This window comes from Paenibacillus tabacirhizosphaerae (assembly GCF_040812395.1).
Taxonomy (GTDB): Bacteria; Bacillota; Bacilli; order Paenibacillales; family NBRC-103111; genus Paenibacillus_E.
The window spans coordinates 104,430-119,137 of the sequence record NZ_JBFNXH010000011.1 but is presented as its reverse complement, the minus strand read 5'-3'; the positions used below and the strand labels follow the sequence as shown (position 1 = coordinate 119,137).

Genomic DNA, 14,708 nt, shown 5'->3' with positions numbered 1-14,708 from the left:
CAACCGCATGCTCATCTTACTATCCCTTAGGCTCAGGTTGGATAGCCTCAATTAACTTAAGGCGTCTTTCTGAGTTAAGGGGATAGCGTGCATATGCGTGCTCAGATGAAAATCGTTTGGAATTTTACTTGCCGATAGAGAACACTCGGAAGTACTCTTCAACGTTCGCGAATCAGGGGTATGCACCCAGTGCATTTAGGCTGCTATTCCCCCATTTATTCACTCTAATTGTCTTTTTGTAAGAATATGTTGAAAAATGGAAGATCATATGCTATTTTAAACATATCACAAATGCACTTATAGCCATATCTTGGTTTGCGAAGAACGCAAATTTCGGATGAATGTCCGAGGTTTGCGTTCTTTTTATTTTGAAGCAAGAGGGAAGGGGGTGAGGTATTTGAATCGCAGCAGGAGAAGCCTGCTTATTAGTTTGATCGCTGCGGCGCTGGCTGGGGTGCTCGTGTACGTTGTGTACGTTTTGCAAGTGTATCAGGTGGAACTGCAGCAGACGATGCAGGTTGTTGTTCCCAAAGACTTTATCCGCGCCGGGACGATGATTAGCAGTGATATGGTTGAGCTAAGAGCCGTGCAGAAGGGAAGCTACACGAACAGCATGATTACAGATGCGAAAGAAATTGTTGGTCAGGAAGCACTTATCCCTCTTGGGACGCATGAACCCATTCTTAAATGGAAAGTGAATCGGTATCATCTATTGCCAAATGATCGGCAGGCTACCTTTCAGATTCCGAAAGAATATGTACTGTCTGTATCGAATGGGATACGAGCCGGGGATCGTGTGAGGGTCTACTTATCTGCATCTGATGGCAGTTCACGTAAACTGCTGGATCAGGAAATAACCGTCGCTTCGGTGAAGTCATCTGCCAATGTGGAGGTCGATAATCCCAAAAATTCTAACTTACAGTCCAAAGTGGACGGCGATACGGAAAAAATGTACGCGTCTAGATTAGAAGCTAACGGTGCTATTGACCAAATTAATTTAAATCTGAAAGAGGAGGAATGGTTGGAGATCGATCGGCTTTGCAGCACGAAAAAGTCAAAACTGGTCATCGCATTCAGCGCTACTTCTATACTCGAACCCCAATGAAAGGAGGAATGAGATTTGAATATTGGATTGCTTTCAACGGATGAAAGACTTATTGATGAGCTTACGAATGTGGTTTACAAGCAAGCTATGGCCTGGACGGTAAGCCCGACTTTGGAGGAGCTGAATCAAGAATTAAGCAAAGCTGCTTATTCACATGCCATCATTTCGGATAGGCGAATGGATTTTGGGGTATTGGAGGAATGGCTAGATCACTTAAAGAAGCAGTATCTTGAGATGAAATTCATTTTGCTGCTCTCGAACTATCACGATGTCACTGTAAATGAGAAGTATGTGAAAATGTGCAAATTGAAGCAGATTGACTTTATTCAACCCGGGCGCAGTACGGCGGTGATAGCTGATGAAATCCATGCTTGGGTCGATGGGATGACGCCAGAGCATAAGTATCAGCAGCCGTCGGGCAAATTGATTACGTTTGTCGGATCGACGCCGAATATTGGCGCTACCTTAACATCGTTCGGTACAGCGTATGCTTTAGCGCAGGAAACCACTGCGAAGATCGGTTACATATGCCTCAACCTAAAAAGTTCAAAGCTTCATCGTTATCTTGGCCGAGATGACCATGCATTTACGTTGGACGGCCTGAGGGCGGAGTTAAAAGCTCAAAGCCTTAAGGCTGACAGGTTACTGCATGTCTCCGATAAATTAAAAGACATACCTGGCCTGTATGTAATGTATGGGAATATGCTCCGAGAGCAGGCAGAATTTTTTACGCCATCTGAAATTATTCATTTATTGCGAGTAGCAAGAGCAGCCTTTGATGTCTGTGTAGTGGAGGTAAACGCATATTGGGATAATGCGGCAACGGTTTGCAGCCTTTTGGAAGCTGACACGAGAATTGTTGTAACCACGCCGGATATCGCCCAATTTCAAGAAGATTTCTCGAGGTGGATCAGACAGGTTGGTTCTGTCTTCGGACTTCAACCCGACGCTTTTGAACTAATTGCTGTTCAGGCAGACCCTACTTCCAAAGGAGATGAATTCACGATCAAAGATATTCGCAAGGAGACTCAACTTCATCTAATCGGCCAAATTTCCAAACATGGAGATGCGCTTGCCCGCTGCAATCAAGGCAAACTGCTCGATCTGTTCGTCCCTGGCCATGTGATGCGAGAAGAAGTTGGAGCTATCTCGCGCAAGTTCATTGATTTCTATCAGCTTCCGCGAAAAGTAAGCTTGCGACAGGCGACTTGGTTCCGAAAAATGTTCGCTGGTCATCGAGCGGCGACCTAAGCGAATTGAGAGGAGCGAGAGGACGTGAATGTGAATAGGTTTTCAATCGTCACTTATATGCATGAGCGTAGAGGTGAAGAGGCCGCTGTGGGCAATGGAGCTCATGAAGATCTCAGTTTTCGATCGACCCACACCGAAGAACAAACGCATGGCGATGCTGTTTTTAACCAATGGGTTCAGGATATTCGAAGTGAGCTTGTAACCGTCAGGGGGAGAAATGAAGAGGAAAAGCAGTTGTATAATGAAACGCTGAATCGAGCTATTCTGGGCTATGAAGAGGATCGGAGCAAGCTGCTTGCCCTTATTCACGATCTTGTAGCAAAACGCAGGCTCTCCGATGTCCCACCGCGCGCGAGCAGCTACGAGACCTTGCCCGAAGCTATATTTGCTGAAATTATCGGGCTTAATATACTGGAACTGGTGCTGAAGCATAAGGAAGGACTTGAGGAAATACAAGTTGTAGGCAAACAGATTTTTGAGGTGCGGAGCGGAGTTGCCGTGCCGTCGCCTTACATGCTGCCGACGGTGAAGGATTTGGAACGGATTCAGCAAAATTTAGTGCTCTTTAATAACGATACTTTAAATCCCAGAAAGCGGTGGGCAGAAGTTGTTTTGCTCGACGGTTCACGCGTGACGATGACGGGCTTCGGGTTTACGGCTGAACCGACCTTGACGATCCGTTTTTATACAATCAAACGATTCGATCTAGTGTCTCTAGCCGGACCTGAGCTTGCGACGTTGGATGAACGCATGAAAGACTTGCTGTTCTGTCTTATCCGTTCCTACTTCAATATGGTTGTTATTGGTCCGACCAATTCGGGTAAAACCAATTTAATCAAGGCGATTATTGCCGAAATGGACGATAACGAAAGAATCATTACAATCGAATCGAGGTTCGAATTGAATCTGAAGCGGGATTTCCCAAGTAAAAATATTGTTGAATATGAGATCGATGAGGAAGATTCCAGACATTCTGGCTTGCAGGCTTTCAAATTAGCGCTAAGACAATCCCCTAAGCGCATTTGCCATGCCGAGATTCGCGACGAGGACGCCAACTTGTATGTGCGGGCATGTACCCGTGGGCATGAAGGCAGCATTACATCAGTCCATGTGAATGAATTGGAAGATGTGCCCGAAGCGATAACGGATATGTGTATGCTGGATGGCAGGGGAATGAATCCGACACGATTAACGAAGCGAATTACCGAATATGTTACACAAATCGGGCTTCAGATGGCTGTTGTTCATGGAAAAAGAAAAATTGTGCGAATTGGCGAATATCGTTTCGAAAATGGTGAGGTTCATGTTACGAATCTCGCACTTTATGACAATTTCACAGAACGATGGACATTTCCCGGGAAATTGTCGCAACGTGCATCGCAAAAAATAGTTAAACATGACCCAGAGAGTCTTACTGTGCTGACGAAGCTCGATTTTATTAAGAAAGAAGGCGAATAGTAGGATGGTTTTCGCCAAGTATTTATTTCTTTTCCTGCTGTTTTTGCTGTGTTATGTGTTTCTTCATTCCATCCTCCAATCACTGATCCGACAGCGTAAAGCCAGATACAGACTCCATTATGTCAAACAATCGACGATTGGAAGCAGATTTAGTGAATATTTGGGGAAAAGAAGTCGTTTTTATAGACATGTTAAGGAGATGATGGAGTCCGTCGAATCCAGATTGAGCATGAATGCGATGATCTTGTTATCGATCATTTTATTTGTAACGGGCTTGCTTGTAGGTATGATAGGCTTCCAGACTTTGAAAGGCGTCGTGGTTGTCACGTCAATATGTGTATCGCTGCCTTATATGCTGCTGCGTTTGAAGCTGCTGAGTGTTCGTTTACAAACGAGGCTGGAGTTTTTGCCTGCGGTGGAGGTCTTTTATCAGTACTATATGATTGACCCTAACAAAAACATGAAAATCGCGCTCAAATTTTGCCTAGAAGAAGATCGAATTCTGTATCCAATCAAGCCCGTGTTCGAGCATTTATATCGAAATTTAATGACTCAACGAGAGACGGAGGAGAGCTTACGGATTTTTGCTATTGCTCTAGGCCATACGTGGGCGGACTATTTTGTCGGAATCGTTCGTGTCGCTTTGACGGAGGGCAGTTTCGTCGGGGAAAGCTTAAAGGAGTTAATTGTCGATATGCGAAAAGCGCAGCGCGCCGATCAATTAGAAAGAAATCGGCTTTTGGAAATTCGTATCGCGAATTTTACACCCATCTTGTTCCTTGCATTATTTCTGTTTATTAATTTTAAAGTGAATGCGGATAATGCGTATGTCTACTACATGCTGGACCCTGTTGGCCGTGACATGCTGCTGGATGCGCTGCTGCTCATTTTCGTCTCGTTTCTTATGGGCATTTATTTATCGTTGAGAAGAATGTGAGGTTGTGGATTGGTTATTGAAAGCAAACAACTATTTATTTTGCAAATAGCTTCGAATGTGCTGCTATTTGTGCTTATGATGACTGCTTTGTATCATATCCTTCTTCGAGTGCCTGTCCGTGCCAAGAGATGGAGGTCCTTGCATGTAAAACGCGTGCTTCAACAAGCACAGTTTCCCCCATGGCTAACCAAATTGCTTGGTATGAATAGCAAAAGTGTGGAAGAGAAACAGCAACTGCTGTATGGATGCGGCATTCGCATAGACGGTGCTGTGTATGAGGGAAGCAGGCGGCTATTCATAGCCGGGGTGTTCGCAGCAGAGCTTGGAGGATACCTGAGTTTCAGATTTACGTTATTTATACTTCATGTGCACCCGATTTATATCATGACCGTTGCCGGATGCTGCCTGGTCTTCCTTCTATTCGATAAGAAAATGCTTCATCTGTTAAAGGAGCAGAGAGCTCATCGGATCGTCAAAGAAATTTATGTCGTTAGCCATCATCTTCTTTATTACAATGATTCTCACATGAATTTACATGGAAAGCTTAGTTTATGCGCCCATCAGACAAGATCGATTAGACCGTTATTTCAGGAGATGCTCAATGAATGGTATCAGGATGCGGAGGCAGCGATTCATCGTTTTAAAATAAGGCTTGGAACCGATGAAGCATACAGCTTTAGCGAGACCTTAAACGCATTAAGGCTGAATGAACATGGCAGCTATTATGAGCTGTTGAAGCAAAGAATTCAAGATTATAAAGAGAAAATGGAGCTTGTCCGCGATAGCCGAAAGGAAACGGTCTCGTATGTGCTGTTTGTGTTGGCGGGGCTGCCGATTCTGAATACGTTTCGAGTATTCATGTACCCATGGATCGCGGAGGGACAACGCTTATTTGAGATGATTAACTAATTGGAAGAGGGAAGATATGAGGAATATTCTAATTACGGTAATGATGCTGATTGTAGTGGCGGTACTTTTTACAACCATTATTAATGATGGTTCTACAGGCATGAAGAAAAATATTGAAACACATGGAACGAAAGCGAATACGAACATTGCAGCTTTGCAGCCTTAAGGGTAGCTGTGAGATCTATTCTTATTTCAGTGATGCTAATGATGGCGGTGATTGTCATTTATATCAATGTCGTAAGCGGAAGTGCAGGGACACGGCAGCAGGTTTGGGACAGCGGGGCAAAAATCAATGAGACAATCCAACAGATCGATCCATGAAACAGATTCTTGTCTTCATTTTATTCGCTGCGCTTTTGTGTTGGTTCATGTTCGCACCCGTGTATAAGCACGTTATCATTGTTCGGCAAGCGCTTCTGCAAAAAGAGGTCGATTATTTGCTCGAAATTGGTTCTAACGGCAGTCATGGCTATATTAATCAAACGATGATTAATGACTCTAAAGACCGCATGAAGGCCAGAGGGTTTGAGCCTACTGATTTGGTTTATACAGTCACAACGACTTCTGGAGCAGATGGAACCCATGCAGGTCTGCCAGTTTGGAGAGGGGTGGGATTGTCGTTGAAGCTTACCTACCCCTATCATCGGCTTTTCGTCATTGATCAACTTGCCGGTATTGCGGTTCCCGCTCAAACGGATCGTATGGGTGCAGCGGGTATGAAGATGAGCGAATATGTGCCCTGAGGAGATGCGATGTATAAGCTGTTGCTGTTGATCTTAATGAGTGTCGTTTATTTGGCGATGTATGCGTTGCAAACGGATGAGGAGGTGGCTATGCATACGCTTTTTCAAGGGAAGTATGCGTTGAATCGCGCAGCGCATGCGGCTGCTCAGCAAAGCGACCAAGAGAAACTTGCTCTGGGTATCCATTCAATTGAAGAAAGCCGTGCAAAAACTGAAGCGCTTCGTTATTTGCAAACTAATTTGCGGTTAGATGGCAGCAATAATCCGCTGCCTGGTACGTTTTTGCGGTCGCGGGTCGCGTTGGAATTATTTAAGGTGGTTAACGATGGGGAAGAATTCCCATATACGTATTCGAATGCGGAATATGGATATTCAGTCACATTAAATAGGCCGGGCGTTATTATGATTGTTCGTCTGGAATTTCCGCGAACTTATGCGGTATTACAGCCTATTTCCTGGAGCATCAAGGGTTCGGCGGAGATGGTGTATTAATGTATAATGGGGGGAGATATGCCAAGAGCTAAGTATGCGCTGTAAGGAGTGGTTTCGATGAATATATTTGAACGAAGGCAGCAATGGCTGCAAGCCGAGATGGTCCAGCGGGGTTGGGCAGGCTTTTTGGTTACTCAAAATGTAGATATTTATTATTATACGGGGTCGATGCAGAACGGATATGTGTTTATTCCAGCGAAAGGCGAAACCTTGTATCTGGTTCGGAGAAGCTTAGCGCGTGCGGAAGAAGAGGCGTCAGCTATCGTCGAACCGCTGGGGTCATTGAAGACGCTCAAAGAGCGTCTTGCAGCCCGGTACCCGGGGCTGCGCGAAGCCGGTGCCGCAGCCGCGCCGCTGCGGCTGGCGACCGAGCTGGACGTGCTGCCTGTCCAGCTCTTTCAGCGCTTACAGGCCGCGTTGCCCGGCGCGGCCTGGGAAGACGGCTCGCTGCTCGTTCGCGAGCAGCGCATGATCAAATCGCCGGACGAAGTTGCGGCGATCCGGAAGGCTGCGTACGTCGTTGACGCAGCCCTGGAAATGGTCATCCCCCACATTCGCGAGGGGATGGAGGAACTGGAGCTGATGGCGCTCATCGAGCATCAGCTAAGGCTGCGCGGGCACCAAGGTCTGATGCGCATGCGCGCTTACAATTCCGAGTTGATCACCGGAATGGTAGCGGCAGGCGCATCGGCAGCGGTGCCCACCTATTTCGACGGGCCGGCCGGGGGCACGGGACTTCACCCGTCCGGCCCGCAAAGCTCAGGCCGCGCGCCGATCCGGCGCGGCGAACCGATTCTCGTCGATCTCGGCTGCTGCGTCGACGGCTATCTGATCGATCAGACGCGTACGCTCGTGATCGGCGAGCTAGACCCTGAGCTGCAGCGCGCTTATGAGGTGGCGGAGCAGGTGCTCCGTGCCACGGAAGCCAGGCTGCAGCCGGGCGCGATCAGCGAGCATCTGTATCTGCTCGCGCTGGATCAAGTGCAGGAAGCGGGGCTGAGCGCCCGCTTCATGGGGTACGGCGCTGACCAAGTGAAGTTCCTTGGTCACGGCATCGGGCTCGAAATTGATGAACTGCCTGTTCTCGCCAAGGGCTTCAAATACCCGTTGACGCCAGGAATGGTCATCGCCATCGAACCCAAGTTCACGTTCCCGGGACGTGGAGTCGTGGGTATCGAGGATACTTACCTGATTACAGAAAAAGGTTATGAAAAATTAACCGTTTCCCGAAGCGGAATCATCCTCATATCTATATCCGGTTTTTGAGGAGGCGGCTACCGTATAGAGACATATGAGAAAATTAGTAGCCAAATTTATTTCTAAAGTACTATCAAAGTCTGCTCAAGTATTCGTAAGAACGAATAAAGCGTTCGTCGGTAGCCCTAAAGTACCTAAGGAGTTGCTTACAAAATAAGTTACCATAAAAATAAAAAGAGACTAGCGCCAATTAGCGCCGGTCTCTCTTATTTTTTGGAGTTTAGAGTCCATTTGTTTCCATGACGTCTGGAATTGCTCGGGACTTGGGACTATATGCTCACTGTAACTGGATTGAATAGCCAATTCTAGTAGGTCCTCAAATGCTGTGAAAGGTGGATGCATATTTTTATTTATTTCCATTTCATGCTCCTTCTTTCTTAAATAGATATTTAATGGATAAAATAATGACAATCTGCCTTATCATTTGGGTCTTTATGGGATTTTTAGTGGATAACAAAATGATACCATATACCTATTTTCATGTAAGCACTCATTTAAAATTTAAAAATATATTGACACATGCAATAAAACGTGGTAAATATTACCAAAAATAAGACTGCCTTAGGGTTTCAGTCCCTAAGGCAGTCTTATGATTAAAAAGAAGAAGCTGATTAAATTCGTTCTACAACTTTGTCGATTAAACCGTAGGTTTTGGCATCTTCAGCGGATAGGAAGTAATCGCGATCGGTATCACGTTCCACTTTTTCGACAGATTGATTGCTCGTTTCGGAAATGATGCGGTTCAACGTTTGGCGCGTCTTGAGTATATGATTTGTACGAATTTGTATATCGCTTGCTTGCCCTTGGGCGCCGCCCCATGGTTGATGAATCATGATTTCAGCGTTGGGAAGCGCGAGTCTTTTCCCAGGAGCTCCGGCGGTTAGCAGCACTGCACCCATGGAAGCAGCCATGCCCACGCAAATAGTAGATACATCCGGTTTAATGAAATTCATCGTATCGTAGATCGCAAGTCCCGATGAGGTCGAACCGCCGGGCGAGTTGATGTAGAGAGAGATGTCTTTCTCCGGATCCTCCGCGGAAAGAAACAAGAGCTGGGCGATGATTGCATTCGCGACTTGATCGTTAACCTCAGTACCCAGAAATACGATACGATCCTTTAGCAATCGGGAATAAATATCGTAGGAACGCTCTCCACGCGAAGATTGCTCGACAACCATAGGAATGAAACTCATTTGAATCATCCTCTCCATTATTCATTTATGCAGCCATACTTTGAACAGTTAGGCTGTTGTGGGCAGGCTTTTGGGCAAATCCGGAGGAAACGATCAACATTCGAATAGGTTCCTCAGTTGAAGAAGTGCCGATAACACGGCTGGAAACTGTCGCTTCTAATTCCACGTTTGCGGTGCTGTGACGGCGATAATCATCGATGGATACAATTTTGCCACTTGTATCAGGTGTTCGTTCAACCTTCTGTTCCCACACAACAACAGGTGAGACGTCGCTATGAGACTTATTGCTTTGTTTTTCTTTGCTCATTGGAGTACCTCCTTATTCGCTAGGTTTCGGATACACGGCTAACAGAACTTGATACGGTGATGCGACGCCAGGTCCATTTGTATACCGGCTTACTAGTTGCTCGACCATAGCGGAATATTCTTCCACAAAGGCATGGCGCTGCGCTTCATCGGCCAGATGTACCTGGAACTGAAGAGATGCGCTGGGGATGACTTCGTCGGCTTCGGATTGCTCCATCAGCAGCATGGCATCTCTTTTGATTCTTTCCGAAGTCGTGATGAGATGAGCTAGTGAGCTTTGGTCCTTCAATCTCTGTACCGTTTCGGGCTTCATGCTGAGTGACTCCGCAAGAATGAAAGTCCGGGCGATCGCCCTGTACAGTACTTCAACTAAATTGCGCACTTGGCGAGTCCCCACCTTATGCACCAGTCCCGCTTTTTCCAGCGCTTTCAGATGATAATTGATCCGCTGAGCCGTCTCGCCAAGCTGTCTGGCAACTTCAGCCGCGGATGCAGGCTCCATCAACTGCGCAATGATTTCCCCGCGAAGGGGATGAAGCAGAACGGTCGCTTGCTCAGGCAACTCAATGTAATGGCTGTCTTGCATGTCTTTCAACATGGAGTGGTGCGCCTCCAATACAAAATATATGTTACGTAAAAATATTTTATTACGTTAGGTGAGGAATGTCAAATGGCAATGGCCCAGCACGTCGTTAGTAGTAGAAAATTAGATTGATGTTGGAGGACAAATAAGTTTTGATGTAACGAATTAAGTTTAGAAGTAGATAGAAAAGATTTAAAGTGATTATTTTCCAGTATGTAACGGGAAGAAACATTGGATCGCGCTGTCGAACGGCTGCTAGTGCTTATTTTTAAAGCCGTCGACAACAAGAAAGAGAAGGCTTTCTTCGATCAGTAGGCGAGAATTGTCGAGCGGGAGAGTATGGTACTGTTGAAGAATAAGGAAAGGCTTTTGCCGCTACCGAAACCGGCCGGATCGCTATGATTGAGGAGTTCACCCGCCGTCCGAGATGCCAGGGCAGCGGTACCCCCCTTAAGAGAATCTTCGCTAATCATCCTCCTTAAGTAAAAAGTGATCGGTACATGTGGTAAATGGGGTACTCCTTGTATTCGTTCTGAACATTTTCATCCAAAGAATGAAATACATGTTCTGACTCTAAACGATTTTCAAGTAGTACATCGATACAAAATAGCAATTCTTTTGAGGGAGAATCGAGTTTCATCGCAAGCAACCGCCCAATCATTTCTTTTGATAACTGCCCAAATTTTCGTTTTTCTAATTGACATCGATTCACAAAAACAATTGGATCGTTTAGTTTCTCGGGACATAATTCAAGGATATGATGTGCTAAATCGAGCATAAGTGAATCCCCTGTTTTATCAAATACTTTTATGCTATTCAAACAATACTGGATTGTTTGGCTAAATCCTACATCTGTAAATGCATGTTTAGCAATTCTAGTAAATGAGTCACATACTGCATCGACTTTGAAATTTTGGGTACGACAAACCAGATGGTTCATGAAGGGGGAATAGTGCCTGTTTCGAAAAAACGAAACATTTCGTATTTTTCGGTTCAAAATAAAAAGGACTGGCTAGGCCCAAACAGAACCTGAGAAGTCCTTGCTCATTCTTTTTAATATACATCGCATCTTATTTGGAGCCGCAAGACTCTCGAATCACTAGTTCGGGTTCGACCATAGCAGAGCTTGCGTTCATAAGCGCGGCGAGTTTCCCTATTTTTTTCCTTGTCCTGCTTAATCGTAGTGAGAGGAGGGGAGGTATACTTAGCCGCCTCAATGTTGTCGCAACCGATGATTGCGACATCTTCGGGTACCCGGAAGTTATGCTCTTTCAGTGCACGCATGGCACCTATGGCAAGGAGGTCCGAACTTGCGAAGATCGCTTTGGGAAGAGAGCCGTTTCCGATCATTTGTTTCATTGCTTTGTGTCCGCTAAGCTCATAGAAATCTTCACCGTGAACAAACCAATTCGAATTTACAGGTAAGCCCCATCGCTCCAGATATTTGATCATCGCTGTCTCTCTCAGGGAAGAGATTTCCGAATTTGTTGTGCTGCCGATGAATCCGATCTCCCGGTATCCTTGGAGATAAAAGTGTTCGATTACTTTGGAGGAGATTTTGTCGTTGTCCGACATGATATACCCGGAATATTTACCAGATAACTTCAAGTCTACCCCGATGCAAGGGATAGGGCTGTGGTCCAAATCTTGAATCGTTTTTTCTAACTCCTGCCCGGTGATAATAATGCACCCATCGACTTGGAAATGCCTGCATCTGGCATAGTAATCTTCGCCGACGGGGTGAAATTTTTCGTTTGAGAAGAATAGCAGGTCATATCCCATTATCCCCATCTGCTTCTTAAAAGCATTCAATACTTCAACAAAGAATGGATGGGTGAAGTCGATGTTTAACTTGCCTGCGAAAATAACACCGATCCGAAATCTCCGAATAGTTATTAACGATTTTCGAAACTGCTGAGACGGAGACACCGGCTAGATGAGCGACGGTTTTAATGTTTACAGTCATTATCTTTACCTTTTTTCGTTATAAATCGCGAAATAATTAACGAAAATTTAAAGCCGATTCAAGTGCTGGCTCGTAAGGATTGAGCGAAAATTTATCTATAATCTTATGGTGTGTGCTTGTATTCACGATGTCAATGAATGTTCTAGTGCTTTTTTATTAAAAAAATGGATATCTTTACAAAAATGGTTTTCTGAATATAATAAAGTTTAAGAAATATTTTTCGAAAACAAGTGAAATAATTATATAAAATTTCGTAAACTATTTTTTAATCTATGAGGGTATCGGGAATGAGGAAGTTAGCCTTTTGTTTGATGCATTGAATGTAGATGCGGTGAATTCCATTGAGGTGGTCCTATTTTGATTCGTACGATATCCAATGATTTACCACGCAATCCTGCCCATTCGTTAAGAAAAAGGCAACCAATACATTGGCTGCCGTTTTTTTGCTCTTATTGAGATATCGTTCCTCCCGTCAGCTTAATTGACTGTATGACAACGAAACCCATTCACTTAGGGGGTTACTTAATGCAGCAACACTCCAACTATAGAGGCCAATAAAAAAAAGATAAGTGCTTTAAAATCCAATTGAAAGGCAGTGAATTCGTACGAATACATTGAATGTCCATCCGATCAAAAGTGTAGGAAATTGCTTTGATGACGTTATAGAAACGGTAGGCCGCTGGTTACAACGAGACCATTGGCTAATGTACACTTCTTCTTTAAAAATTGCATTCAACACAGAAAGCATCTCGAAGAGCGTTGGTGAACGGATACAAGCCGATTTCAGGGATTATTTCTCTTTGCTTCATAAATATCATGGACTGCTACTCCAGATTGACAGCGAGCTTTCAGCTCAAGATACCATGACTCTAATTCGTGAACAATGTAAGAAAGGAACACCTGTCGGATTGTATCTGAATTCCTGTTTTATCCCTTGGGACCCTTTTTACCAAATCAATATTCCATGGGCTCACATTTTTTTGGTTGTTGGCATCGATGAAGAAACGGGTGCTTTGCATTGTGTAGATCCTTTTTATGAGAAAAAAGATTTAATGCTACCCTTCGATGATTTTCAACAAGGATTTCGCTCATGCCTGACTTTCACAATAGATCGTTCAGACAACCAAACAGACAAAAAAGAGCTATTTCAAAATCTGCAGCAAACTTTCCGCGAATACACAGATTCGAAGCATACGCTCAATCATATGCTGGCGCTGTCCGATGCCATTTCTACTTTAGATATCAATAAAGAAACCAGGGGCACTAATAATTTCGGAGAATCCCGTCTTTATACCCGAATTGGTAAAATCATTAGCCGAAGAAATAATTTTGCCAAAATGCTCTTATACCTCGATTCCTGCTATTATGCCCCGCAGCTTAGAGTGATTGCAGAACAGGTCAGACAACTATCTGATAATTGGACACTGATACGCGGACTGCTCACGAAAAGCGCTGTAATGCACCGGATTAACGCTAATTTAACCACGATTATGTCGAATATCACCGAGAAAATCAGAGCGACAGCATATGCCGAAGATCAACTGCTCGAATCCTTAATCGAAGCTCTGGATTCAAGCATCGAGGCTATACCTGTTCTCGACGCCATTCAAATAGACCCAACAAATGAGGATCATGACGGTGTTAACTCCATCGTATATGTAGATCTTCAAGACCTCTTTAACAACAGAGCATTCGACAATGATAGCCATTCCGCCGACTTCGATTCTCAAGGCAACTGCTTCTCATCCGATCAACTGCCTGTGAACGGCAAACTCGAACTATTGAATATGTCATTCAACTTTCCTGCCGGCCAGATACAAACTTATGACAACCTAACATTCATGGAACAGACGATTGAAGTGTCGCCTGATGCCTACAAAGGATTTATGTGCCTCGGGGCCAGTGAGACGGGAAGCTTCCGGGACGATATGATCATTGAGTATGAAGATGATACAAGAGAGACAGTGACAATAGGATTCTCCGATTGGTGGTCTCATACATTGATTAACAAAGAAATGATCGCTTGGGCCACGAACATGGTTCATCCTACAAATGGTAAGCTGCCAGATTCCAACGTTCGTATATTTGCCACAAAGACTGCTATTCAAAGCGGCGGTAAAAACGTCAAACGGCTCATCCTTCCACTAATGCCGAATACTCACCTTTTCGCTCTTTCGATGTGGAAATGAACTAAATTTGGAGGAATCCTATCTTTTTTTTAGTTTTTGAGGAGGATTTTTTTGGCATATTGTAGCGAATAACTAGGTTATAAGATAAGGCTTTACAATCTCATACTTTATGCCGAGTTCCCGTTATTGGGAAACGAGGTAACCATTTTTGGGTGAATTGATCTCGTTTCAGAGTGATCATAGGGAACCTTCAACCTTGACTGAAAAACCACTTCAAAACTTATTTGTCACCCAACAGATCATGGATCGGTCATTTCTACTTTTCAAGTGAATCCGAATATAAAGTAAAGGGCAGAGATCTCTGTCCTTTACTTTATAA

The 14,708-nt window shown here is 44.6% G+C and carries 14 protein-coding genes and 1 pseudogene; 10 read left to right on the top strand and 5 right to left on the bottom strand.

Going from position 1 to position 14,708, the window contains the following annotated elements:
• The first annotated feature begins 388 nt into the window (after positions 1-388).
• From ABRS97_RS19095 to ABRS97_RS19055, 9 genes are all read left to right on the top strand, one after another.
• Positions 389-1,105, top strand: a complete 717-nt coding sequence (locus ABRS97_RS19095; RefSeq protein ID WP_367859126.1) for a CpaB family protein — start codon at positions 389-391, stop codon at positions 1,103-1,105.
• Positions 1,106-1,120: 15 nt separating this feature from the next.
• Positions 1,121-2,356 carry a CpaE/TadZ family protein gene (locus ABRS97_RS19090; RefSeq protein ID WP_367816507.1) on the top strand — a complete coding sequence of 412 codons (1,236 nt, stop codon included), beginning with the start codon at positions 1,121-1,123 and terminating at the stop codon, positions 2,354-2,356.
• Positions 2,357-2,380: 24 nt separating this feature from the next.
• The gene (locus ABRS97_RS19085) at positions 2,381-3,814 is read left to right on the top strand and encodes an ATPase, T2SS/T4P/T4SS family (protein WP_367816509.1); all 1,434 of its coding nucleotides are present in this window, start codon (positions 2,381-2,383) and stop codon (positions 3,812-3,814) included.
• Between the two features lie 4 nt (positions 3,815-3,818).
• Positions 3,819-4,751, top strand: coding sequence for a type II secretion system F family protein (locus ABRS97_RS19080; RefSeq protein WP_367816511.1), 933 nt, complete (start codon positions 3,819-3,821; stop codon positions 4,749-4,751).
• Positions 4,752-4,760: 9 nt separating this feature from the next.
• Positions 4,761-5,660: a hypothetical protein gene (locus ABRS97_RS19075; RefSeq protein WP_367816513.1), complete on the top strand. Its 900-nt coding sequence runs from the start codon at positions 4,761-4,763 to the stop codon at positions 5,658-5,660.
• 16 nt (positions 5,661-5,676) lie between these two features.
• Positions 5,677-5,826 carry a hypothetical protein gene (locus ABRS97_RS19070; RefSeq protein ID WP_367816515.1) on the top strand — a complete coding sequence of 50 codons (150 nt, stop codon included), beginning with the start codon at positions 5,677-5,679 and terminating at the stop codon, positions 5,824-5,826.
• A gap of 151 nt (positions 5,827-5,977) precedes the next feature.
• A complete protein-coding gene (locus ABRS97_RS19065; protein ID WP_367816517.1) occupies positions 5,978-6,403 on the top strand; it encodes a hypothetical protein in 426 nt (141 codons plus the stop codon).
• Between the two features lie 9 nt (positions 6,404-6,412).
• Positions 6,413-6,895 carry a hypothetical protein gene (locus ABRS97_RS19060; protein ID WP_367816518.1) on the top strand — a complete coding sequence of 161 codons (483 nt, stop codon included), beginning with the start codon at positions 6,413-6,415 and terminating at the stop codon, positions 6,893-6,895.
• A gap of 57 nt (positions 6,896-6,952) precedes the next feature.
• Positions 6,953-8,161: a M24 family metallopeptidase gene (locus ABRS97_RS19055; protein ID WP_367816520.1), complete on the top strand. Its 1,209-nt coding sequence runs from the start codon at positions 6,953-6,955 to the stop codon at positions 8,159-8,161.
• 602 nt (positions 8,162-8,763) lie between these two features.
• Here the strand turns inward: ABRS97_RS19055 and clpP are convergent.
• The 5 genes and pseudogenes from clpP to ABRS97_RS19030 all read right to left on the bottom strand — a co-directional run bounded on the left by clpP (position 8,764) and on the right by ABRS97_RS19030 (position 12,200).
• Positions 8,764-9,345 (bottom strand): ATP-dependent Clp endopeptidase proteolytic subunit ClpP, encoded by a 582-nt coding sequence (gene clpP / locus ABRS97_RS19050; protein WP_367816522.1) that lies wholly within the window; start codon positions 9,343-9,345, stop codon positions 8,764-8,766.
• Positions 9,346-9,370: 25 nt separating this feature from the next.
• Positions 9,371-9,652, bottom strand: coding sequence for a hypothetical protein (locus ABRS97_RS19045; RefSeq protein WP_367816523.1), 282 nt, complete (start codon positions 9,650-9,652; stop codon positions 9,371-9,373).
• A gap of 12 nt (positions 9,653-9,664) precedes the next feature.
• Complete coding sequence (locus tag ABRS97_RS19040; protein WP_367816524.1) at positions 9,665-10,249, bottom strand: ArsR/SmtB family transcription factor; 585 nt, start codon at positions 10,247-10,249, stop codon at positions 9,665-9,667.
• 463 nt (positions 10,250-10,712) lie between these two features.
• Positions 10,713-11,012, bottom strand: a complete 300-nt coding sequence (locus ABRS97_RS19035) for a hypothetical protein (RefSeq protein WP_367816525.1) — start codon at positions 11,010-11,012, stop codon at positions 10,713-10,715.
• 292 nt (positions 11,013-11,304) lie between these two features.
• Positions 11,305-12,200, bottom strand: a pseudogene (locus tag ABRS97_RS19030) (LacI family DNA-binding transcriptional regulator).
• A gap of 704 nt (positions 12,201-12,904) precedes the next feature.
• On the opposite strand from ABRS97_RS19030, the gene ABRS97_RS19025 reads away from it, so the two are divergent.
• On the top strand, positions 12,905-14,389 hold the full coding sequence (locus ABRS97_RS19025) for a hypothetical protein (RefSeq protein WP_367816527.1): 1,485 nt from the start codon (positions 12,905-12,907) through the stop codon (positions 14,387-14,389).
• Positions 14,390-14,708 lie beyond the last annotated feature (319 nt).